Origin of the sequence: Pelagivirga sediminicola (assembly GCF_003072125.1) — a bacterium.
GTDB lineage: Bacteria > Pseudomonadota > Alphaproteobacteria > Rhodobacterales > Rhodobacteraceae > Roseovarius > Roseovarius sediminicola.
Map to the genome: position 1 here is coordinate 219,997 of NZ_QCYH01000004.1, position 21,332 is coordinate 241,328.

Sequence of the window (21,332 nt, forward strand, 5' to 3'; positions counted from 1 at the left end):
GATCTTTGGCCGCGTTTCGGTCCTGATCGGTAGCGGCTATTGACCGGCGCGGGTGGATACAACGCCCGCGCCGCGTGGCCGGATCGGCACATCCGCGCGCAATTTCCAGTTATATTTTGTGTCCGCGCGCACGTGATCCCAGTGCAGCACGCCGCCCGTGCGCCAGGGATCCAATATGATACCGCTCTGCCACGGGGCGCCGCGCGCCATCACCACGGCGGTGGAATGTTCCAGAAGAAACGGGTTCTCGGCATTGGCGACGAGGCGGTTGAACTGCAGCGTGGCAAAGCGCGCATGCGTCATCCGCGTCTGGATGTCGCGCGCCCAGTGATAGCAAAGGCCGCGCTCCTTCATGCCCATGTTGACCTTGGCGTTATGCACCAGCGGCGCGTCGGTGACATCATATTCGCGCCGCAGCTCGTCCGCCGTGGCATAGGCCAGCCGTGCGGCGCGCGCGGCCTCCGCAGGATCCACCCCGGGCCCCAGCGCCAGCAGCGCCGCCTCCAGCCGCGCCACGTCCTGCGCCGTCACCGGCCCCTTCGGCTCGCCGCCGCAACCCGCCAGAAACAGCGCGGCGCCCGCGCCCAGAATAAACTTGCGTCTCGTGCTCATGTCCGCTTCTGCCCGTCTGCCTTGTCGTCCCTGATAGTCATGTCATCGGCCCTCGGCCAGCCCATCCGCCACACATCTTTCCATAGATACGCGGCGCCGGAGGGGAACGATGCGTTCGATGCGCAGTGGATGCGACGGGGCAGCGGAGGAGCGGTCATCTTATCTTCACCAATCGGACCTATACCGGATGCATGATTCAGCTTTTCATCTCTTTTTTATTGCTGCCCGTTCTGCTCGGACGCGCAGGCGCGGCCCTCAAAACAGTCCTGCACCCTGCTCAGTGTTTCCGGCGAAGGCTGGAAAAACGCATCGCCGCCACAGGCGTCGACCGACACGACATGATCGTTCGCATCCTTCTGGACAAAGGCCATGACATCGGCCCCGGCAGGCGGCGACGCGCACCACGGACCCAGGCAAAGAACGCGCAGTGTCACGGGGATATCAACCGGATGGGTGAACCCGTCCTTGCCCAAGCCGCGCCCAACCAGCCGCGCGGGGATCCGCGTTTCCGGCGGTGTGGCGCGTTGATCGGCCCAATCCGTCTGCGGCAGAAGGCCAGCGTCGAAATCCAGCGTGCCGTGCACGGCCATGTAGATATCCTCGGATTTCTCGATGCGCTGGAAAGTCGCGGCGACGTCATGCGGAAGGCAGGACAGCGCCGCTGTGGGACCGGTCAGGCAAAGCGCCGCAAGGGCGCCATATGCGAGCCGCATCATCACAGAAACGGCGCGAATTCGTCCAGCACGGCGGCATAGGCCGCGCGCTTGAACGGGACGATATGGGACAGCAGCTCGGACGGGGGCAGCCACCGCCAGCGCGAGAATTCGGGATGCGCGGTGGCGATGTCGATCTGGCCATCCTCGCCCGCAAAACGCGTCAGAAACCACTTCTGCTCCTGACCCCGATAGCGGCCCTTCCACATGCGCGGGACCAGATCATGAGGCAGATCATAGCGCACCCAGCCCGCCGTCTCGGCCTCGATCCGGGCCAGATCGGGGGTGACGCCCGTTTCCTCGGCCAACTCGCGCAGGGCGGCGCCGCGCGCATCCTCGCCCGCGTCGATACCGCCCTGGGGCATCTGCCAGGCAGGCTCTGCCGTGTCGATGCGCTGGCCGACAAAGACATGGCCCGCGCCATTGACCAGCATGACGCCGACGCATGGACGGTAAGGCAGTGCTGCGATCTGGTCGGGGGTCATCTTGGTCTCCGGGAGGGGATGCGCGGGCCGCCGGTGGCGCGGCCCGCGTTCGATATCAGTCGGCGCCGTTCAGCGTGCTGAGGCCTTTGAGGATGTCGATGGCATACGCCAGCTGGTAATCCTCCTCGCGCAGTTTGGCGCTTTCCTCGGCGCGCTCGCGCGTCTCCTTGATGTGCTGGATCTCGTCCTCGGTCAGGCTGTCATTGTCGAGGCTTCCGCGCAGATCCGCCTCCGAGCGCAGCAGGGGCGGCGCGCCGTTCGTGTCCTCTTCCTCGACCGGCGAGCGGCGCGGCTGGGCGACCAGGATGTCGGGCGACACGCCCAAAGCCTGGATCGAGCGGCCCGAGGGGGTGTAGTAGCGCGCCGTCGTCAGGCGCATAGCGCCATCGCCTCGCAGCGGCATGACCGTCTGGACGGAGCCCTTGCCGAAGCTCTTGGTGCCGACCACCACCGCGCGGCGATGATCCTGCAGCGCGCCGGCCACGATTTCCGATGCCGATGCCGAGCCGCCGTTGATCAGCACGACGATCGGCTTGCCCTCGGCCAGATCGCCAGGGGTCGCGTTGATGCGCTCGCCGTCCTGCGGATCGCGGCCGCGGGTGCTGACGATCTCGCCCTTTTCAAGGAACGCGTCCGACACCATGACGGCCTGATTCAGCAGCCCGCCGGGGTTGTTGCGCAGATCGATCACCAAGCCGCTGATCTTGTCGATGCCGCCCGCTTTTTCGAGCTCGGCATCAAGGCTTTCCTTGAGGTTCTCATAGGTCTGATCGTTGAATTTCGACACCCGCAGAACCACGGCCTTCTGCTCGGTCCGGGCGCGCACGGCGACCAGCTTGATCGTGTCGCGGATGATCGACAGATCGAAGGGCTCGCTTTCGCCCTCGCGCACCAGGGTGATGACGATCTCGCTGCCGACCGGGCCACGCATCATGTCCACCGCCGCGTCCAGCGTCAGGCCCAGCACGCTTTCGCCGTCGACATGGGTGATGTAATCGCCCGCCTCGACGCCTGCATCGGCCGCCGGGGTGCCGTCGATCGGCGAGACGACCTTGACGAAGCCCTCTTCCTGCGTGACTTCGATCCCGAGGCCGCCGAATTCGCCGCGGGTCTGCACCTGCATGTCCTCGGCGTCCTCGGGGGGCAGATAGCTCGAATGTGGATCGAGCGAGGTCAGCATCCCGTTGATGGCCGCCTCGATCAGCTTGCCCTCGTCCACTTCCTCGACATACTGCGCGCGGATCCGCTCGAAAATGTCGCCGAACAGGTCCAGCTGCTCATAGACATTAGTGTTTCGCTTGCTTTCCTGCGCCATGAGGGGTGCGGCGATCTGCGTGGTCACGATCACGCCCGCAAGCGTGCCGGCGCCGGCAGCCATCAGGAATTTCTTCATTGCTCACTCATCCTTGTCTGTCTTGAACCACAGCGCGGGATCCACGGCGGTGTTGTCTTGCCTGACTTCTATATACAGCGTTTGCGTCCATTCGGTAGCCGCCTCAAGCAGCTCGGAGGGCACGATTTCGTCATCATTGTCCGTGCCGGAACGGCCGACACCGGCCATCAGGCCCACCGGACTGCCGCCCGGCAAAACCTGACCTATCTGCCCATAAACCACGTCCATCCCCGCGAAGACCAGCAAAATCCCCGCCTGCGGCTCGAGGATGGCGACGTTGCCGTAATCCAGAAGCGGGCCGTGATAGCGAAGCGTTGCGGCGGCGGGCGTGGTGACGACGGCGCGCGGAGGGGCGGCCATGACGATGCCGGGGCGGGTGATGCCGGCCGCGTCCGCTTCGCCCGCGCGGCGCAGGATGCGGCCCTGGACGGGCAGGGGCAGCTGGCCCTTGCGATCCTCGATGCCCGGCAGGCTGCCGGGGGTTTCGTCGACCGCGATCTGGCTCAGGCCGCTGGCAAACCCGTCCAGCGATTCCGCCGAGGCGATCAGCAGCGCGGTCTTGACCGGATCCTCGGTGAAGCGGCGCGGCAGGTCGGTGCGGTCGGCGATGGCCTGGCTGAGCGCGGCGCGCGCGGCCTGCGCGCTGGCCAGCCCCTCGGCCAGCGTGTCGGCGGCGCTTTGCTGCAGCGCGCGCAGGGCCGAAAGCTCCTCCAGCCGGGCGCGAAGCTGCGCCGCGCGCGCGTTCAGCGCGGGCGTCACATCGGCCAGGATCATGCCCGAGCGCGCGGTGCCGACCGGCCCGGCAGGGTGCAGCAGCGTGACCGGGCCGGGCGTGGCACCGATGGAGCTCAGCACGCCCAGAAGCTGCGCGATCTCCTCCTCGCGCGAGGCCAGATCGCCGGCCACCGCCTGTTCCTGAATGGCGGCGCCGCGCAGCCCGACGCGCATGGCGCGCAGGCCCGCCTCGAACGCGCGCACCGTCTGGGTCAGCGCCTTGACGCGGCTCGCGGCGCCGTCCGCCTCGTCCAGCGCATGGGTCGCCTCGCCCAGCATCTCGGCCGCGATGCGCGCGGCGGCGGCGGGATCATTCGGCGCCGCGTCCTGAGCCTGCGCGGGGCCGCCAGCCGCCCACAGCAGCGCCATCGCGCATAAAAAGGGCGCGGCGGCCATCCGCATCATGCCGGCCCCGCCGCGATGAGCAGGGACCGTCCGGTCATTTCCGGCGGCGCGTCCAGACCCATCAGCGCCAGCAGCGTCGGGGCCACATCGCTCAGCCGTCCGGATGCCAGCGCGGCGCCCACCGGGCCGCCGACAAGGATCGCGGGCACCAGATTGGTGGTGTGCGCGGTGTGCGGATCGCCCGTGAGCGGATCGATCATCACCTCGCAATTGCCGTGATCAGCGGTCACGAGCATGGCGCCGCCCGCCGCCTCCAGCGCCGCCCGCACGCGGCCCAGCCCGGCATCCACCGCCTCGCAGGCGGCGATGGCGGCGTCCAGATCGCCGGTATGGCCGACCATGTCGGGATTGGCGTAGTTCACGACGATCAGATCGTAGCGCGCCGCGATGGCGCGGGTCAGGTGATCGGTCACTTCGCCCGCCGACATTTCGGGCTGAAGGTCATAGGTGGCCACGCGCGGCGATGGCGCCATATAGCGATCCTCGCCGGGTTCGGGGCTTTCGCGGCCGCCATTCAGGAAAAAGGTGACATGGGGGTATTTCTCGGTCTCGGCGATGTGAAACTGCGTCAGCCCATGCTTGGCAACCCAGACGCCGAGCGTGTTCTCGGGCATCTCGTCGGGAAAAATGCAGTCCATGTAATCCTTGTGCCGCGCCGAATATTCGGTGAAGCCCGACACGATGGCAAAGCGCGGGCGCGGCCCTGTCTCGAAATCGGCAAAGTCGGGATCGGCGAAGGCAGCAAGGATCTCGCGCGCGCGGTCGGCGCGGAAATTGAGGCACAAAAGACCGTCGCCGTCCGCCATGCCGGCATAATCGCCCAAAACGCGCGGCTTGATGAATTCGTCGGTGCGGCCCTTGCCATAGGCGTTGTCGATCGCCTCGCCCGCTGTCTGTGCCGCATATCCCTGCGCCAGCGCGATTGCCTGATAGGCCAGCGCGACGCGCTCCCAGCGGTTGTCGCGGTCCATCGCGTAATACCGGCCCGACACGGTCGCGACATAGGCCCCTTGCGGCAGCGCCTCCTGCAGGCTGTCGAGATAGGATTTGGCCGAGATCTGCGCAACATCGCGCCCATCGGTAAAGGCGTGGATCGCGACGGGCACGCCTTCGGCCGTCAGGGCATGGGCGGTGGCGATCATGTGCTGGATATGCGAATGCACGCCGCCATCCGACAGCACCCCCAGCAGATGCGCGGTGCCCTTCGACGCCAGCATCGCGTCGATGAAGCGGCGTAGGCCGGGCAGGGCGCGGAAGGTGCCGTTCTCGATCGCGCGGTCGATGCGGCGCAGGTCCATCTCGACGATGCGGCCCGCGCCGATGTTCAGATGTCCGACCTCGGAATTGCCCATCTGCCCTTCGGGCAGGCCCACGTCCAGCCCATGGGTGACGAGCGTCGCACTGGGGCAGCGCGCCATCAGCGCATCGAAATTGGGCGTCCGGGCCAGAAGCGGCGCATTGCCCACCTCGGACGTCGACAGGCCCCAGCCATCGAGGATGCACAGGACAACGGGTTTCGGGGTGCTCATCTTCTGCTCCTGGCCGCGGTCAGGGCCTTTGGCGCAGCTTTTAGCGAAAAGGAAGGCCGGTTGAAACAGCGATAGCGTTAACGGACCGGCAAATTTCCACCGCCGACGCGCGCAGCGCGCCGGGGGATTCGAGTATTTGGACCAGGATGAAAGCCGGGGCTGTGCGGCGGCGGCAAACCGGCCCTGTCAGCTGCGGTGGTAGGGGCCGCCGGCAAGGATTGTCGCGGCGCGATAGATCTGCTCGGCCAGCATCACGCGGACCAGCATATGGGGCCAGACCATGCGGCCAAACGACAGGCTGAAATCGGCGGTGCCCCGCAGATCGGGCGCGATCCCGTCAGCGCCGCCGATGACAAAGGCCAGATCCTGGCGGCCCGCGTCGCGCCAGCCCGCGATCTTCTGCGCAAATTCGGGCGAGCTGAGCAGGCGGCCCCGCTCGTCAAGGGCGATGCGCAGCGCGCCCTGCGGCAGCGCCCGCTCCAGCAGGGCGGCCTCGGCAGCGGGGCCGCCGCTCTTCTTGTCCTCCACCTCCTGCAAGGTCACGGGATCAAGGCCGAGCGCGCGGCCTGTTCGGCCCGCACGCAGGACATAATCGTCGAAAAGATCGCGTTCCGGCCCGGTGCGCATCCGGCCGACGGCGCAGATATGCAGCCTCATTCAGGCCCGGTCAGGAGGCGGCGCTGGTATCCGGCGCCTTGCCGGAGGGGCCGGACGCGGGCAGCCACATCTTTTCCAGCTGGTAGAACTCGCGCACTTCGGGGCGGAAGACGTGAACGATCACATCGCCCGTGTCGATCAGCACCCAGTCGCCCGTTTCCTTGCCCTCGATCCGCGAGGCGCGGCCAAGATCGTGTTTGAGCCGGTCAACCAGCTTTTCCGCGATCGCCGCCACCTGCCGCGACGAGCGGCCGGAGCATACGACCATGTAGTCGCCGATCGCCGATTTGCCGCGCAGATCGATCTGCACGATATCCTCGGCCTTGTCGTCATCAAGGGATTTCAGAATATGCGCAAGCTGCTCCTGGCTGGTTGCGCTGTCTTTCGGGGCCATATGGGGCACCTTCGTATCGGCGGCGTTTGCCGCTGCTGCGGAAATGGACAGCTCTTGTCCTCCTGACTGTCGCACCTGAAAGGGGCCCCGGTGCCGGACCTTGCAGCTAAGGTAGCAAGCCGGAGGGCCTCTTTCAATGAAACAGCGGCGAATTGCGCCCATCATTGCGATATCGTGCCTGCATGGCACCGTTGCGTCAGAAACGCGTGGGCCTTGCGCTGTCCTCGGGGTCGTTCAGCATCCGCACTTCGCGCTGAGGGAACGGGATCGAGATGCCGTCCTCGTGAAACGCGTCCCACAGCGCCAGATAGACGTTTCCGCGAATGTTTGTCAGCCCCTCGATCGGGTCGCGGATCCAGAAGCGCAGGATATAGTCGACGCTGCTGTCGCCAAAGCCGACGATATGGCACACCGGCGCCTTCATCGACAGCACGCGCGGCACCGATGCGGCGGCGGCGATGGCGATCTTGCGCACCTTGTGCGGATCATCGCCGTATGCCGTGCCGAAATAGATGTCGAGCCGCACGAATTCGTTGGAATGGGACCAGTTGACCACCTGACTGGTGATCAGATCCTCGTTCGGGATCAGGTATTCCTTGCCGTCGCGCGTGACGACGCTGACATAGCGCGCGCCGAGCGCGTTGATCCAGCCGAACGTCTCGCCCAGGCTGATGACGTCGCCCGGCTTGATGGATTTGTCCAGCAGGATGATGACGCCGGAGACAAGGTTGGACACCACCTTTTGCAGGCCAAAGCCAAGACCGACGCCGATCGCGCCCGACAGGAAGGCAAGGCCGGTCAGGTCCACCCCGACGGTGCGCAATCCGATGAAAAACGCCGCGCCATAAAGCAGCACTTGCAGCAGCTTGACCGCAAGCACCTGCATGGATGGCGAAATCTGCTCGTTCTGCCGGATGCGGCTGGCCGTGGTGGTGGACACCAGCCGCGCGGCAAAAAGCAGCGCGGCTAGGATCACCACCGCCTGGGCAATCAGCCAGACGGAGAGACGCGTCTCGCCCAGGTTGACGGCGAGGCTGTCCATCAGGCTCTGCGCCTCGTCGGTCAGCCCCAGGATGATGAGCGTCGCCCAGGTCCAGCCGGCATAGCGCACCAAACCGCGCACAAACCCGTTGGTGATCAGCCGCGTGACAAAGGCAATGACCAGCCACGCCGTCGCCAGGCTGGCGGCGATGCCGATCAGATAGGACCGGCTGGGCCAGGTGACCTCCTGCATGATCCAGAAGGTGATCCACGACAGCCCGACGAAAAAGATCAGCCGCAGGCGCCGGTGCACCATGACCAGCAGGCGCATTTGCCATTTCGGCCACCCCTCGCGCGTGCGCATCCAGTCGTGCAGGCGCGGGCCCAGCACCATGCGCAGGACAATCGCGACAAGGATCAGGATGAGCACGATTCCCAGCTGATAGGCATTCCACGGCCGCAGCAATGTTGCCAGAAATCCGTGTCCCTGCGCCCAGAGGCTCAGCGCGATTTCCCGCGCCTGTTCGGCGGGGCCGGTGGGGATTTCCGTTGCCATGGCGCATAGATTTGCACGCAGACCAGCGCACGGCAAGCATGCACTGGACAGCGCGCGGCGTTTCGCGTCTGCTGCGCGGGCCACGACCGGAGGCTTGCCGCATGACCACCGCCCTTCTCAGCCATCCCGATTGCCTGGAGCATGACGTCCCGCGCGATCACCCCGAGCGTCCGGGCCGCCTGCGTGCGGTGCTGCGCGCGCTGGAGGGACGCGATCTGCTGCGCGAGGAGGCGCCGCAGGCCAGCGACGCGCATCTGCTCCGCGTGCATCCGCAGAGCTATCTGGACGCGCTGGCCGCCGCCCTGCCGGGCAGCGGGTTCGCGATGATCGACGGCGACACGTGGCTTTCGCCCGGCAGCCTGCGCGCCGCGCGGCGCGGGGTGGGCGGCGCGATCCGGGCCGTGGACATGGTGATGGACGGGCGCGCGCAGAACGCCTTTGTCGCCACGCGGCCCCCCGGGCATCACGCCGAGCGTGAGACGGCCATGGGCTTTTGCTATTTCGGCACGGTTGCCGCGGCGGCGTATCACGCGATCGAGCATCACGGGCTGGACCGTGTCGGGATCGTCGATTTCGACGTGCATCACGGCAACGGCACGCAGGATCTGGTGCAGCATGACGCGCGCATCTCGTATCTTTCGGTGCACCAGATGCCGCTGTTCCCCGGCACGGGCGCTCCGTCCGAGACGGGCGCAGCTGGCCAGATCGTAAACGCGGCACTTCGCGCGGGCGACGGAAGCGCCGCGTTCCGCGATGCCGTCACCGCACGAATCCTGCCCGCGCTGGACCGGTTTGCGCCCCAGCTCATCCTCGTCTCGGCCGGGTTCGACGCGCATGGCGACGATCCTCTGGCCAGTCTGGATCTGACCGAGGCCGATTTCGTCTGGATCACCGAGGAGCTTTGCGATCTGGCCGATACCCATGCCGCCGGGCGGCTCGTCTCCTGCCTCGAAGGGGGCTACCATCTGGGCGCGCTCGCGCGCAGTGCGGCCGCGCATGTGGATGTCCTCATCGCGCGGGGCCAGTGACGCGCGGCCTGTAGCCTTTCGCTTGCCACCTCCGCGATATCGTGCAAGGCCTTGCCGCATCACGCCGCACAGGAGACCGACATGCGCGCCGGGCTGTCCCTATTGTGCCTGATCTACGTTCTCAGCCAGTTCTACCGCGCTTTCCTAGCCGTGCTGGGCGGGGCCCTGGCGCGCGATATCGGCGCCGGGCCGCAGGATCTGGCCTTTGCCTCGGGGCTTTGGTTTCTTGCGTTTGCCGGTGCGCAGCTGCCCATCGGCTGGGCGCTGGACCGGATCGGGCCGCGGCGCACCGCCTCGGCCATGCTGATGGTCGGCGGGGCGGGGGGCGCATTGCTTTTTGCCTTTGCGCAGGCGCCGGGGCAGATCAATCTGGCGATGATGATGATCGGCGCGGGCTGCGCGCCGGTTCTGGTGTCCGCCTATTACATCCTCGCGCGGCAGGGCAGTCCGGCGCAGTTCGCCACGATGGCGGCGCTTTTGCTGGCGATCGGCAGCCTCGGCAATCTGGGCGCATCCTGGCCGATGGCCTGGGCGGTCGAGACGATCGGCTGGCGCGCGGCAATGGCCTGCCTTTCGGCGATCACGGCGCTGGCGGCAATGGTGCTCTTTGCCTTCGTGCGCGATCCCGATGCGGCGCCCGGGGGGCGGCGCGGATCGCTGCGGGATCTTCTGAAGATGCGCGCGCTCTGGCCGATCATCCCGATGATGTTCGTCTGCTACGCGCCCGCCGCCGCGATCCGGGGGCTCTGGATCGGGCCATACCTGGGCGACATGTTCGGCCTTGGCACGGCTCAGCTGGGGCAGGCGTCGCTGGTGATGGGTATCGCGATGATCTGCGGCACGCTGGCCTACGGCCCGCTCGACCGGGTGTTCGGCACGCAAAAATGGGTGATCTTCGGCGGCAACATGACCTGCGCTGCCGCCTGCCTTTTGCTGGCGGCGCTGGTGGGGCAGGGCGCGGCGGTGGGCATCGCGCTCTGCGCCGCGATCGGCCTTTTCGGATCGACCTTCCCGGTGATGATCGCCCATGCGCGAGGGTTTTTCCCGGCGCATCTGGCCGGGAGGGGCGTGACGCTGATGAATCTCTTCGGCATCGGCGGCGTCGGCCTGATGCAGCTTGGCTCGGGCGTTCTGCACGGGAGCGTGGCGGCCGTCTGGGGAAACGGGGCGTCCTATGCCGCGCTCTTCGCGTTCTTCGGCCTCGCGGCGCTGGCCGGATCGCTGGCCTATCTGTTCAGCCGCGACGCGCCAAACTGACGCCCCCCTTTCCCCCGCGCGCCCAAGGCGCTAAGACGCGCGCAGTCACACCGTATTTTTCAGGAGTTGAATGAATGGGCTACAGGGTCGCCGTCGTCGGTGCCACGGGCAACGTGGGCCGCGAAATGCTGAACATTCTGGCCGAGCGCCAGTTTCCCGCCGATGAGGTTGTCGCGCTGGCCAGCCGCCGGTCGCTGGGCAGCGAGGTCAGCTATGGTGACAAGACGCTGACAACCAAGGATCTGGACGCGTTCGATTTCACCGGCTGGGACATCGCCCTGTTTGCCATCGGCTCGGACGCGACCAAGATCTATGCGCCCAAGGCCGCCAAGGCCGGCTGCATCGTGATCGATAACTCCTCGCTCTACCGCTATGACGCGGACGTGCCGCTGGTCGTGCCCGAGGTGAACCCCGAAGCGGTTGAAATGGTGCACAAAAAGAACATTATCGCCAATCCAAACTGCTCGACCGCGCAGATGGTTGTCGCGCTGAAGCCCCTGCATGACCGCGCCCGCATCAAGCGCGTCGTCGTCAGCACCTATCAGTCCGTTTCGGGCGCCGGCAAGGAAGGCATAGACGAGTTGTGGGATCAGACCAAGTCGATCTACAATCCCACCGACGACAAGCCGGCCAAGAAATTTACCAAGCAGATCGCCTTCAACGTGATCCCGCATATCGACGTCTTCATGGACAGCGGCGACACCAAGGAAGAGTGGAAGATGGTCGCCGAGACCAAGAAGATCATGGATTCCTCGATCAAGGTCACGGCCACCTGCGTGCGCGTTCCGGTCTTTGTCGGCCATTCCGAGGCGATCAACATCGAGTTCGAGGAATTCCTCGACGAGGACGAGGCCCGCGATATCCTGCGCGAGGCGCCCGGCCTCATGGTGATCGACAAGCGGCAGGATGGCGGCTACGTCACGCCCATCGAATGTGTCGGCGATTTCGCCACCTTCATCAGCCGCATCCGTCAGGACACCACCGTGGAAAACGGCATCAACCTGTGGTGCGTGTCCGACAACCTGCGCAAGGGCGCGGCGCTGAATGCGGTGCAGATCGCCGAAACGCTGGGCCAGCGCGTGCTGAAAAAGGGCTGAGCGCGCCCCGCCCATCATCCGGCGCACTCATGGGTGCGCCGGATGATTTCGCGCAAATCCGCGCATGGCGCCGCCATTCTTCTTGCAATCCGGTCCGGCGCGCCAAATGTTGGGCCGTGCATCGCCGGAGGATCTGAAATGCGCCCGCTACCCCTGCTGTTCGCCCTTGCCGTGCCCACCGCGCTTTGGGCCGAGGATATCCCGCTGACCAGCCGCGTGGCCGAGGTCACGCTCTATCCGCAGGGTGCCACGGTGCGCCGCGAGGTCGCCTTTACGGCGCCCGCCGGGCAGCATGATCTGATCCTGCTCGATCTGCCGCAGAATACCGATCTCGGCTCGGTCCGCGTCAGTGTCAGCGGCGCGCAGATGGGCGGCGTCACCACCCGCCGCGATTTCGTGCCACCGCGCGGCGATCGGACGTCGGCCGCGGTCGAGGCCGCCGAGGCCGAGGTGGAGCGCCGCGAGGATGCCTTGCGCGCCGCGCGGGACGACATCGCGCGCATGCGCCTCGCGATTGACGCCGCCGATGCGCAGGTCGCCTTCCTGTCGCAGCTGGGGCAGGGCGAAGGGATCGCCGCGCAGGATGTCGCCAGCCTGCGCGATATGGCCCAGATGATCGGCGCCCAGACCCTCGCCGCGCGGCAGGCCGCCCATGATGCGAAGGCCAAAGCCGACGCCGCCGCGCGCGATCTGGAGGATCTGGAAAAGGCGCTGGAGGAGGCGCGCCGCGCATTGGCCGCGCTCGTGCCCGAAGCCGAGGACCGCGCGATGCTGGCCGTCTCGATCAGCACACAGGCGCAGACAGACGGCACCGCGTCCATCACCTACCAGACCCATGACGCGGGCTGGTCGCCCGCCTACGACATGAGCCTGACGCGCGATACCGGCGCGCTGCGGATCGAGCGCGGCGCATACCTGCGCCAGAACACCGGCGAGAACTGGACCGATGTCGCGCTGACCCTGTCGACGGTCCGGCCCAGCGGACAGACGATGCCCAGCGATCTTGGCCCGCTTCTGCGCCGCATCACCGATCCCGTCCCGGTGATGCGCAAGCAGGCCGAAGGCGCCTTGCAGCGCTCGCTGGGCGACATGATGATCGCCGAAGACGCCGCCGCCCCGGCGCCGATCATGGCCGAGGCCGAATTCGACGGGCTGGCGGTAACCTACAGCTACGCGCCGCCCGCTACCGTCGCTTCCGGCGCCGATGCGCTGCGCATCGCACTTGGCACGCTGGAGACGCAGGCCCGGATCGAGGCGCGCGCCGTCCCGCTCTATGACGAGACGGCATTCCTCATCGCTGAGCTGACCAATGACATGGACGAGCTGATCCTGCCCGGCCAGACGAACCTCTATCTGGATGAGACCTATGTCGGGCAGATCTACGGCGATCTGATCGCGGCGGGCGCCGAGGCGGAGCTGCCCTTCGGCCCCATCGAGGGGCTGCGCCTGACGCGCAAGGTGCCGGACCGCGAGGAGGGCGACCGCGGCCTGATCCGCAAGTCCAGCGATCTGACCGAAACCGCCGTGATCGAGATCGAGAACCTGACCGGCGAGGCATGGCCCCTGCGCGTGCTGGACCGCGTTCCCTACTCCGAACAGGAAGATCTGCAGATCCAATGGCAGGCCGATCCGCAACCTGCCGAAGTGGACGTGGACGGCGCCCGGGGCGTGCTGGCCTGGGATCTTCAGCTTGAGCCGGGCGCAAGCCAGACCATCACCCTCAGGCATGACATGCAGTGGCCCGAGGACAAGGTGCTGCAGTGATGCGCCGCGCTTTAAAGCGTTTCGCGAAAAACCTGAACCACAGATTTTCGCGGAACGCGCAAAACCTATCATCGTTGCGGGCGTTTCGCCTTTGATGTTTCAGGTTAAAGGCGAAACGCTATAGCGCTTCATCTTGGCAAATATACTCAATTCCGGCGCTCTGCGCGGCGCGCGGCGGCTCAGATGTCGCGCCGCGCGCTCAGGGCCGCGCTGATCGTGCCGTCGTCGAGGTAATCCAGCTCGCCGCCGATGGGCACGCCCTGCGCGAGCGAGGTCAGGCGCACGCGCCCCTCGATCTGGTCGGCGATGTAATGCGCGGTGGTCTGCCCGTCGATCGTGGCGCCGAGCGCAAGGATCACCTCGCTGATCTGCTCGCTGTCGATGCGCCCGACCAGCGCCGGGATGCGCAGCTGTTCGGGGCCGACCTGATCGAGCGCGCTGAGCGTGCCGCCCAGCACATGGTAGCGGCCCTGAAACGCGCCGCCCCGCTCCATCGCCCACAGGTCGGCCACATCCTCGACCACGCAAAGCAGGCCATTGGCGCGTTTGGGCGCGGCGCAGATATCGCAGATCTCGGCCGTGCCGATATTGCCGCAAACCGTGCATTCGCGCGCGGTTGCCGCGACCCTTTGCATCATCTCGGCCAGCGGCGTGAGTTTCAACTCGCGCTTGGCGATAAGATGCAGCACCGCCCGCCGTGCCGAGCGCGGGCCGAGGCCCGGCAGCTTGGCCATCATCTGGATCAGCGTGTCGATGTCGCGGTTCGAGCTCAAGCGGGATGTCCTGATTGCAGCGTTCGGGACGCCTTCGGCGAGAGTATTTCCGCCAAGATGAAGAAGCGGCGCGCGCCTTAGAAGGGCAGCTTCATGTCCTTGGGCAGGCCCATGCCTTCGGTCAGCTTCGCCATCTCGTCCTGTGCGCGGTCGCTCGCCTTTCCTTGCGCGTCCTTGATCGCGGCGAGGATCAGGTCCTCGACGACTTCCTTGTCGTCGCCGGAAAAGATGCTGGGGTCGATATCGAGGCTTTTCAGCTCGCCCTTGCAGGTGGCGACAGCCTTGACGAGGCCCGCGCCCGACTCGCCGGTGACGGTCAGCGTGTGCATTTCCTCCTGCAGCGCGGCCATCTTGGTCTGCATCTCCTGCGCGGCTTTCATCATTTTGGCCATGTCGCCCATCTGGCCCAGTCCCTTGAACATGTTGTCTCTCCGATCGCTGAAAGGTTTCATCCTAGATACGTGTGGCGGTCCGGCGGAACAAGGGGCGCGGCGCCGCGCCCTCTGCCATCATCTCTTGCGCGTGGTGTAGAGGATCATCGCGCCGCAGAGCAACGCGACGGCCGCGATGAATATCGCGGGCGAGGCGGCGCAGCCCTCGCTGCGCGCCAGCGCGCGCAAACCGCCCGGGTCCGCGGCGGTGATGACCATGGTCAGGCCCGACCAGAGCACGCAGACCACCAGCGCGCCCCATGCGCTGCGCAGCAATGTGGCGGTAGCCGATGCTGCCAGCAAAAAGAGCGCGGCTGGCGTCGAGAAGAGCGCCGCCGCCTCGCCCCAGATGGTGACCGGCACGCCGTCCCAGCCGGGGCGCACGGTGTCGCAGGTGCCGGCAAGCGCCGCGCCGGGGGGCAGGGCGGCGGTGGCGGCAATCAGTCCTCTTCGAAGGGGTCCCATTCATCCTCGACTTCTGGCAGCGCCTCGATCGCCGCTTCGTTCGCGATCTGGCGGGCGGTGCGGATCTCGATGATCTCGGCGCCGGGGAACGCGTCCATGACCGCCTGCACCAGCGGATGCTCGCGCGCCTCGGCCTTGAGCGCCAGGTCCTCGGCGTCGCGCACGCCTGCAATGGTCTGCGCGCCGCCCTCGTTGACCAGCGTGACCGCCCAGCGGTTGCCGGTCCAGCGCTGCAGGGCCGCGCCAAGCCGCTGGGCCAGATCGGCGGGGGCGTTCGGGGTGGGCACGAACTCGATCCGGCCGGGCCGGTAGGCGGCCAGTTGCACGCAGGTCTCGATCTCGACCAGCAGCTTGACGTCGCGGTTGCTGCGCACCAGCTCGACCACGTGGTGAAAGGTGGGGTAGTGGGCCAGCGCCGCCTCGGCATCGGGCGCGAGCGCGAGGGTCTGGCCCGCGCCGCCGGACTGCGCGCGGGGCTGGTGGGCTGGCGCGGAATAGGCGCCTTGCCATGCCGTGCCCGCGCCGCCGCCGGACGGCGCCGAATGGTGGCTGCCGGGTGCGCTCGGGGCGGGTGCGGGCGTATTCTGCAGCTTGCGCAGCAGGTCCTCGGGGCTGGGCAGGTCGGCGACATGGGTCAGGCGGATGACGGCCATTTCGGCGGCCATCATCGCGTTGGGCGCGTCCGCCACCTCCTCCAGCGCCTTGAGCAGCATTTGCCACATGCGCGTGAGCACGCGCATCGGCAGCGCCTCGGCCATGGCCGATCCGCGCGCGCGCTCGTCCGGGCCGATGGTGGGATCGTCCGCGGCCTCCGGCGTGATCTTGACGACCGAGGTCCAGTGGGTGATTTCGGCCAGATCGCGCAGCACCGCAAGCGGATCGGCGCCATCGGAATACTGCGCGCCCAGCTCGGTCAGCGCGCCCGCCGCGTCGCCCTTGAGGATCATGTCGAACAGGTCCAGCACGCGGCCCCGGTCCGCCAGTCCCAGCATCGCGCGCACCTGATCGGCGCCGGTTTCCCCCGCCCCGTGGCTGATGGCCTGATCCAGCAGCGAGGTGGCATCGCGCGCCGACCCTTCGGAGGCGCGCACGATGAGGGCAAGCGCATCATCGGTGATCTGCGCGCCCTCGGCATCCGCGATGCGGCGCAGCATGGACAGCATCACCTCGGGCTCGATCCGGCGCAGATCGAAGCGCTGGCAGCGGCTGAGCACCGTCACCGGCACCTTGCGGATCTCGGTCGTGGCGAAGATGAATTTCACATGCGCCGGCGGCTCTTCCAGCGTTTTCAGCAGCGCGTTGAAGGCCGAGGTGCTGAGCATGTGCACCTCGTCGATGATGTAGATCTTGTAGCGCGCCGAGGCGGCGCGATAGGCGACCGAATCGATGATCTCGCGGATGTCGCCCACGCCCGTGCGGCTGGCCGCGTCCATTTCCAGCACGTCGACATGGCGCCCTTCCATGATGGCGGTGCAATGCTCGCACACGCCGCAGGGATCGGTCGTGGGGCCGCCATTGCCGTCCGGGCCGATGCAGTTCATGCCCTTGGCGATGATGCGCGCCGTCGTCGTCTTGCCGGTGCCGCGGATGCCGGTCATGATGAAGGCCTGCGCGATGCGGTCCGCCTTGAACGCGTTTTTCAGCGTGCGCACCATCGCGTCCTGCCCGACCAGATCGGCGAAGGTTTCGGGCCGGTACTTGCGGGCCAGAACGCGGTAGCCGGAAGGGGACGTGTCGGTCATGTGGGGGCCCTTGGATGAATCGGGGGATCAGGGCGCCAAGGTAGTCATGCCGCGCGCCCCCGTCCACCGCTTAGCCGGTCACAGCATCCACAGAACGGCGCCGGTGCCGAGGGTGGCCAGGGTCAGCAGCGCGGCGAGGCGGCGGAAATTCTTGGATTGCAGCGCCTCGGCGTCACGGCAGGTCAGCCGCTCATGCGTCTTGTGGGCCTGGCCCGCGGCGGTCCAGTAGATCGCGATGGCGGCAAGCAGGAACAGGCTGGCCACCACCTTGGCCGCCCATGTCGGATCGAACGCGCCGAAGACGGCCTTGAGCGCGATCGCCACGCCCACGGAGCCAAGGCCGAGGCCCATCCACGAATTGAACGTGCGCTCATTCGCCATGATCGTGCGATCCTCGGCCCAGTCTGTGCGCTGTTCGGCTTTTTCGGTCTTGTCGCTCATCACAGCACGATACGCCGCGCCGGGCCGGATGGCGAGACGGGTTTTACTGGCGCGCCGGGCACTGTGGGATGTAGCATGGGCCGACACCTGCCCGATCGGAGCCCGAGACATGAGACTGAAAGGACTGCGCCGCAGCCGCAATATCGAGGATCGCCGCCGCAGCGGCGGCGCCGGACGGGGCGCGGGCATCGGCGGTGTCGGTGTGCTGGTGGTGCTGGCCATCGGCTATTTCGCGGGGATCGACGTGACGCCGCTGCTGCAAGGCATGCAAGACGGCGGGCCGGTCCAGTCCGCCCCGCGCGAGCTGAGCGCCGAGGAACAGCGCGCCGCCGATTTCAGCGCGCGCGTTCTGACCAGCACCGAGGAGGTCTGGACCGGGATCCTGCCGCAGCAGGCCGGCCTTGATTACGTGCCGCCGGTTCTGGTGCTGTTTTCCGGCGTTACGCGCAGCCCTTGCGGCGGCGCATCGGGGGCGACGGGGCCGTTTTACTGCCCCGCCGATCGCAAGGCTTATCTGGACACCGAATTCTTCGCCACGCTGGCGCGCGATCTGGGCGCGCGCGGCGATTTCGCCGCCGCCTATGTCATCGCGCACGAGGTGGCCCATCATGTGCAAAATCAGCTGGGCATCCTTGGCGAGGTGAACGCCGCCCGCCAGGGCGCGAGCGAGGCGGAGGCGAATGCGCTGACCGTGCGGCTGGAGTTGCAGGCCGATTGCCTGAGCGGCATCTGGGCGCGCGCGGTCGGCGAGCGGCTGGAGCCGGGCGATATTGAGGAGGCGCTGAACGCCGCCCGCCGGATCGGCGATGACCACCTGCAGCGGCAGGCCGGACGCGTGCCGCAGCCGCACACCTTTACCCACGGCACGTCCGAGCAGCGCGCGCGCTGGTTCGCGCGCGGCTCGGACAGCGGCCAGATGCGCGCCTGCGACACGTTCGCCGCAGGCAGCCTGTAGGGTGGCGGGGGGATGACCGGTTTCGTCATCCACGCGCTGCCGGTGCTGCGCGGCATCCTGGCCATCGCGCCCCTGCCGGGGTCGGGCGGCGATTACGCCGCCGATCTGGAACATCTCAAGGATTGGCGCCCGGCGATGGTGATCAGCATGACGACGCCTGCGGAACTGGCGGGCGCGGGGGCGGCGAAGCTGGGGCATGATGTCATGCTTCTGGGCACCCGCTGGGTGCATGTGCCGACGCCCGATCACGGCGTGCCGGACCTTGAGGCCGCGCGCATTTGGGACCGGGCGGAGCCTGTGGCGCTCTCGGCGCTGCGCGGCGGGGGGCGTGTGCTGATCCATTGCGCGGGCGGCTGCGGCCGGTCCGGCATGGCCGCGCTGCGCCTGATGATCGCGGCCGAAGAGGCGCCCGATGACGCGCTGGAGCGGCTGCGCGCGCGGCGCCCCGGCGCGGTCGAGACATCGGCCCAGATGCGCTGGGCGCTCAAGGGGCAGGGCGGGGCAGGCGGCAAGGGCTAGATGACCCCGTGATTGGCCGCGATGCGGCTTTGCCCTGCTCTGAAAAGGGTCTTTTCTTTTGCAAAAGGGCTGCTTAGGCTCCGATCCGAACTCAAGTTCACATAAAGGGAGAAGAAAAAATGAAAAAACTGCTTATGGCCAGCGCAGCCGCCGCGCTGACGGCGGGAATGGCCCATGCCGAGGACGTCAAGCTGGGGATTTTGCTGGGATTTACGGGCCCGCTGGAATCCATTTCGGGTGACATGACCGCCGGGGCGAACCTTGCCATCGCGCAGGTCAACGAGTCCGGCAATTTTCTGGATGGCCAGACCGTCAGCTCGGTCGAGGGCGACACCGGCTGCATCGATGCCAGCCTTGCGGTGGCCTCGGCCGAACGCCTGATCACCTCGGACGGGGTCAAGGGCATCATCGGCGGCATGTGCTCGGGCGAGACGGGCGCGGTTCTGCAGAACGCGGCGATTCCCAACGGTGTCGTGATGATTTCGCCGTCCGCGACCTCGCCCGCGCTGAGCACGGTGGAGGATAACGGCCTGTTCTTCCGCACGTCGCCGTCGGATGCGCGCCAGGGTCAGGTCATGGCCGACATCCTGAACGATCGCGGCATCACCGAAGTCGCCGTCAGCTATACCAACAACGATTACGGCAAGGGGCTTGCCGACAGCTTCGAGGCCGCGTTCACCGAGTCCGGCGGCACCGTCACGATGAACGCCTCGCACGAGGACGGCAAGGCGGACTATTCCGCCGAAGTGGGCGCGCTGGCCTCTGCGGGCGGCGACGTGCTGGTCGTGGCCGGATATATCGATCAGGGCGGCGCGGGCATCATCAACGGCGCGCTTGATTCGGGCGCCTTCGATACGTTCATGTATCCCGATGGCATGGTCTCCGAGACGCTGGAGAAGAATTTCGCCGAGCGGACCGAAGGCTCCTTTGGCCAGCATCCCAGCGCGGCGGGCGACGGTCCGGTCAAGTTCCAGGAAATGGGCAAGGAAGCAGGCTTTGACGCGACCGGCGCCTTTGCTCCCGAAAGCTATGACGCGGCGGCGTTGATCCTGCTGGCGATGCAGGCCGCAGGCTCGACCGATCCGAACGTCTACAAGGACAAGGTGATGGATGTGGCCAACGCACCGGGCGAAGAGATCATGCCCGGCGATCTGGGCCGCGCGCTGCAGATCCTGAAGGATGGCGGCGAGGTGGACTATGTGGGCGCATCGGCGGTCGAACTCATCGGCGGCGGCGAAAGCGCGGGCAGCTATCGCGAGATCGAGATGAAGGACGGCAAGATGGAAGGCGTCGGCTACCGCTGATCCGTCCGCAACCCGTGATTTGCCGACCCGCGATGCGTTGCGGGCCGGCAGCGTCACATCGGCTGTGCCGGGTCCGGGCAATCGGGCTGTTGCGCGCACCTTGTGACATTCTATAAAGATGAGATCTGCGCGGGCGCCGGGACGATGTGCCGGCCCCCGGCAGCGCAGACATAAAACCGCCCGCGATGCACATGCACGGACAGGGGGGACCACAGGGAGAAGATGGATGATCGTTGTCGAGGATCTCCACAAGCATTTTGGGGGCTTTCACGCCGTCGATGGCGCCAGCCTGTCCTTTGACGAGGGCGCCATCACCGGGCTGATCGGGCCGAACGGCGCGGGCAAGACGACGCTGTTCAACGTGATCGCAGGAGTGCACAAACCCACGTCGGGCCGCGTCACGATGGGCGGCGAGGACATCACCGGCCTGCCGCCGCACGATCTGTTCCACAAGGGCGTTTTGCGCACCTTTCAGATCGCCCATGAATTTCATTCGATGAGCTGCCGCGAGAATCTGATGATGGTCCCCGGCGGCCAGTCGGGCGAGCGTTTGTGGAACACGTGGTTCGGCCGCAGACGGATCGCAGACGAGGAGCGCGCGCTGCGGGCCAAGGCCGACGAGGTGCTGGAATTCCTGACGATCGAGCATCTGGCCGAGCAGAAGGCCGGGCAGATCTCGGGCGGGCAGAAAAAGCTGCTGGAGCTGGGCCGCACGATGATGGTGGATGCGCGCATCGTCTTTCTGGACGAGGTGGGCGCGGGCGTGAACCGGACGCTTCTGAACGTCATCGGCGATGCGATCCTGCGCCTGAACGAGGAGCGCGGCTATACCTTCGTGGTGATCGAGCATGACATGGATTTCATCGCGCGCCTGTGCGATCCGGTGATCTGCATGGCCGAGGGACGCGTTCTGGCGACCGGAACGCTGGACCAGATCAAGGCCAACGAACAGGTGGTCGAGGCGTATCTGGGCACGGGGCTGAAGAACCGCGACGCGGTGAGCGCATGAGCCTGGGTGCTGGCCGCTGGCACGGGGGCGCTGCCCCCGGCGTTGAAT

Annotated in this window: 22 protein-coding genes; 8 read left to right on the plus strand and 14 right to left on the minus strand. The window is 66.9% G+C overall.

Annotated elements, in window-relative coordinates:
* Positions 1–36: 36 nt before the first annotated feature.
* From DC366_RS09295 to DC366_RS09335, 9 genes are all read right to left on the minus strand, one after another.
* Complete coding sequence (locus DC366_RS09295) at positions 37–612, minus strand: hypothetical protein (protein WP_108691927.1); 576 nt, start codon at positions 610–612, stop codon at positions 37–39.
* 215 nt (positions 613–827) lie between these two features.
* Entirely contained in the window at positions 828–1,328 is a 501-nt protein-coding gene (locus DC366_RS09300; protein WP_108691928.1) for a hypothetical protein, read from the minus strand.
* Positions 1,328–1,810 (minus strand): RNA pyrophosphohydrolase, encoded by a 483-nt coding sequence (locus tag DC366_RS09305; RefSeq protein ID WP_108691929.1) that lies wholly within the window; start codon positions 1,808–1,810, stop codon positions 1,328–1,330. The genes DC366_RS09300 and DC366_RS09305 overlap by 1 nt, the downstream gene beginning before the upstream one ends.
* 55 nt (positions 1,811–1,865) lie before the next feature.
* Positions 1,866–3,203: a S41 family peptidase gene (locus DC366_RS09310; RefSeq protein WP_108691930.1), complete on the minus strand. Its 1,338-nt coding sequence runs from the start codon at positions 3,201–3,203 to the stop codon at positions 1,866–1,868.
* A 3-nt stretch (positions 3,204–3,206) separates the two neighbouring features.
* The gene (locus DC366_RS09315; RefSeq protein WP_439331655.1) at positions 3,207–4,382 is read right to left on the minus strand and encodes a murein hydrolase activator EnvC family protein; all 1,176 of its coding nucleotides are present in this window, start codon (positions 4,380–4,382) and stop codon (positions 3,207–3,209) included.
* Positions 4,379–5,911, minus strand: a complete 1,533-nt coding sequence (gene gpmI / locus DC366_RS09320; protein WP_108691931.1) for a 2,3-bisphosphoglycerate-independent phosphoglycerate mutase — start codon at positions 5,909–5,911, stop codon at positions 4,379–4,381. The genes DC366_RS09315 and gpmI overlap by 4 nt, the downstream gene beginning before the upstream one ends.
* Before the next feature lie 186 nt (positions 5,912–6,097).
* Positions 6,098–6,568 (minus strand): 23S rRNA (pseudouridine(1915)-N(3))-methyltransferase RlmH, encoded by a 471-nt coding sequence (gene rlmH, locus DC366_RS09325; protein ID WP_108691932.1) that lies wholly within the window; start codon positions 6,566–6,568, stop codon positions 6,098–6,100.
* 10 nt (positions 6,569–6,578) lie between these two features.
* Positions 6,579–6,962 (minus strand): ribosome silencing factor, encoded by a 384-nt coding sequence (gene rsfS, locus DC366_RS09330; protein WP_108692023.1) that lies wholly within the window; start codon positions 6,960–6,962, stop codon positions 6,579–6,581.
* A 196-nt stretch (positions 6,963–7,158) separates the two neighbouring features.
* A complete protein-coding gene (locus DC366_RS09335) occupies positions 7,159–8,499 on the minus strand; it encodes a mechanosensitive ion channel family protein (RefSeq protein WP_108691933.1) in 1,341 nt (446 codons plus the stop codon).
* A gap of 101 nt (positions 8,500–8,600) precedes the next feature.
* Here DC366_RS09335 and DC366_RS09340 point away from each other — a divergent pair, with 101 nt between their 5' ends.
* The 4 genes from DC366_RS09340 (at position 8,601) to DC366_RS09355 (ending at position 13,645) form a co-directional block, all read left to right on the plus strand.
* Entirely contained in the window at positions 8,601–9,527 is a 927-nt protein-coding gene (locus tag DC366_RS09340; protein WP_108691934.1) for a histone deacetylase family protein, read from the plus strand.
* 81 nt (positions 9,528–9,608) lie between these two features.
* A complete protein-coding gene (locus DC366_RS09345; RefSeq protein WP_108692024.1) occupies positions 9,609–10,784 on the plus strand; it encodes an MFS transporter in 1,176 nt (391 codons plus the stop codon).
* 74 nt (positions 10,785–10,858) lie between these two features.
* Positions 10,859–11,881, plus strand: a complete 1,023-nt coding sequence (locus tag DC366_RS09350; RefSeq protein ID WP_108691935.1) for an aspartate-semialdehyde dehydrogenase — start codon at positions 10,859–10,861, stop codon at positions 11,879–11,881.
* 138 nt (positions 11,882–12,019) lie between these two features.
* The gene (locus DC366_RS09355) at positions 12,020–13,645 is read left to right on the plus strand and encodes a DUF4139 domain-containing protein (protein ID WP_108692025.1); all 1,626 of its coding nucleotides are present in this window, start codon (positions 12,020–12,022) and stop codon (positions 13,643–13,645) included.
* A gap of 179 nt (positions 13,646–13,824) precedes the next feature.
* On the opposite strand, the gene recR is transcribed toward DC366_RS09355, so the two are convergent.
* The 5 genes from recR to DC366_RS09380 all read right to left on the minus strand — a co-directional run bounded on the left by recR (position 13,825) and on the right by DC366_RS09380 (position 17,497).
* Positions 13,825–14,418 (minus strand): recombination mediator RecR, encoded by a 594-nt coding sequence (recR, locus tag DC366_RS09360; protein ID WP_108691936.1) that lies wholly within the window; start codon positions 14,416–14,418, stop codon positions 13,825–13,827.
* Between the two features lie 77 nt (positions 14,419–14,495).
* Positions 14,496–14,840, minus strand: coding sequence for a YbaB/EbfC family nucleoid-associated protein (locus tag DC366_RS09365; RefSeq protein ID WP_108691937.1), 345 nt, complete (start codon positions 14,838–14,840; stop codon positions 14,496–14,498).
* Between the two features lie 87 nt (positions 14,841–14,927).
* A complete protein-coding gene (locus tag DC366_RS09370) occupies positions 14,928–15,314 on the minus strand; it encodes a hypothetical protein (RefSeq protein ID WP_108691938.1) in 387 nt (128 codons plus the stop codon).
* Positions 15,290–17,056, minus strand: a complete 1,767-nt coding sequence (locus tag DC366_RS09375; protein WP_108691939.1) for a DNA polymerase III subunit gamma/tau — start codon at positions 17,054–17,056, stop codon at positions 15,290–15,292. Before DC366_RS09375 ends, DC366_RS09370 begins: the two co-directional genes overlap by 25 nt.
* Positions 17,057–17,134: 78 nt before the next feature.
* Entirely contained in the window at positions 17,135–17,497 is a 363-nt protein-coding gene (locus tag DC366_RS09380; protein ID WP_108691940.1) for a DUF202 domain-containing protein, read from the minus strand.
* Positions 17,498–17,606: 109 nt separating this feature from the next.
* On the opposite strand from DC366_RS09380, the gene ypfJ reads away from it, so the two are divergent.
* The 4 genes from ypfJ (at position 17,607) to DC366_RS09400 (ending at position 21,284) form a co-directional block, all read left to right on the plus strand.
* The gene (gene ypfJ / locus DC366_RS09385) at positions 17,607–18,452 is read left to right on the plus strand and encodes a KPN_02809 family neutral zinc metallopeptidase (RefSeq protein ID WP_108691941.1); all 846 of its coding nucleotides are present in this window, start codon (positions 17,607–17,609) and stop codon (positions 18,450–18,452) included.
* A 12-nt stretch (positions 18,453–18,464) separates the two neighbouring features.
* Positions 18,465–18,971: a protein-tyrosine phosphatase family protein gene (locus DC366_RS09390; RefSeq protein WP_108691942.1), complete on the plus strand. Its 507-nt coding sequence runs from the start codon at positions 18,465–18,467 to the stop codon at positions 18,969–18,971.
* A gap of 119 nt (positions 18,972–19,090) precedes the next feature.
* The gene (locus DC366_RS09395; RefSeq protein ID WP_108691943.1) at positions 19,091–20,275 is read left to right on the plus strand and encodes an ABC transporter substrate-binding protein; all 1,185 of its coding nucleotides are present in this window, start codon (positions 19,091–19,093) and stop codon (positions 20,273–20,275) included.
* A 226-nt stretch (positions 20,276–20,501) separates the two neighbouring features.
* Positions 20,502–21,284 (plus strand): ABC transporter ATP-binding protein, encoded by a 783-nt coding sequence (locus DC366_RS09400; RefSeq protein ID WP_108691944.1) that lies wholly within the window; start codon positions 20,502–20,504, stop codon positions 21,282–21,284.
* Positions 21,285–21,332: the final 48 nt, after the last annotated feature.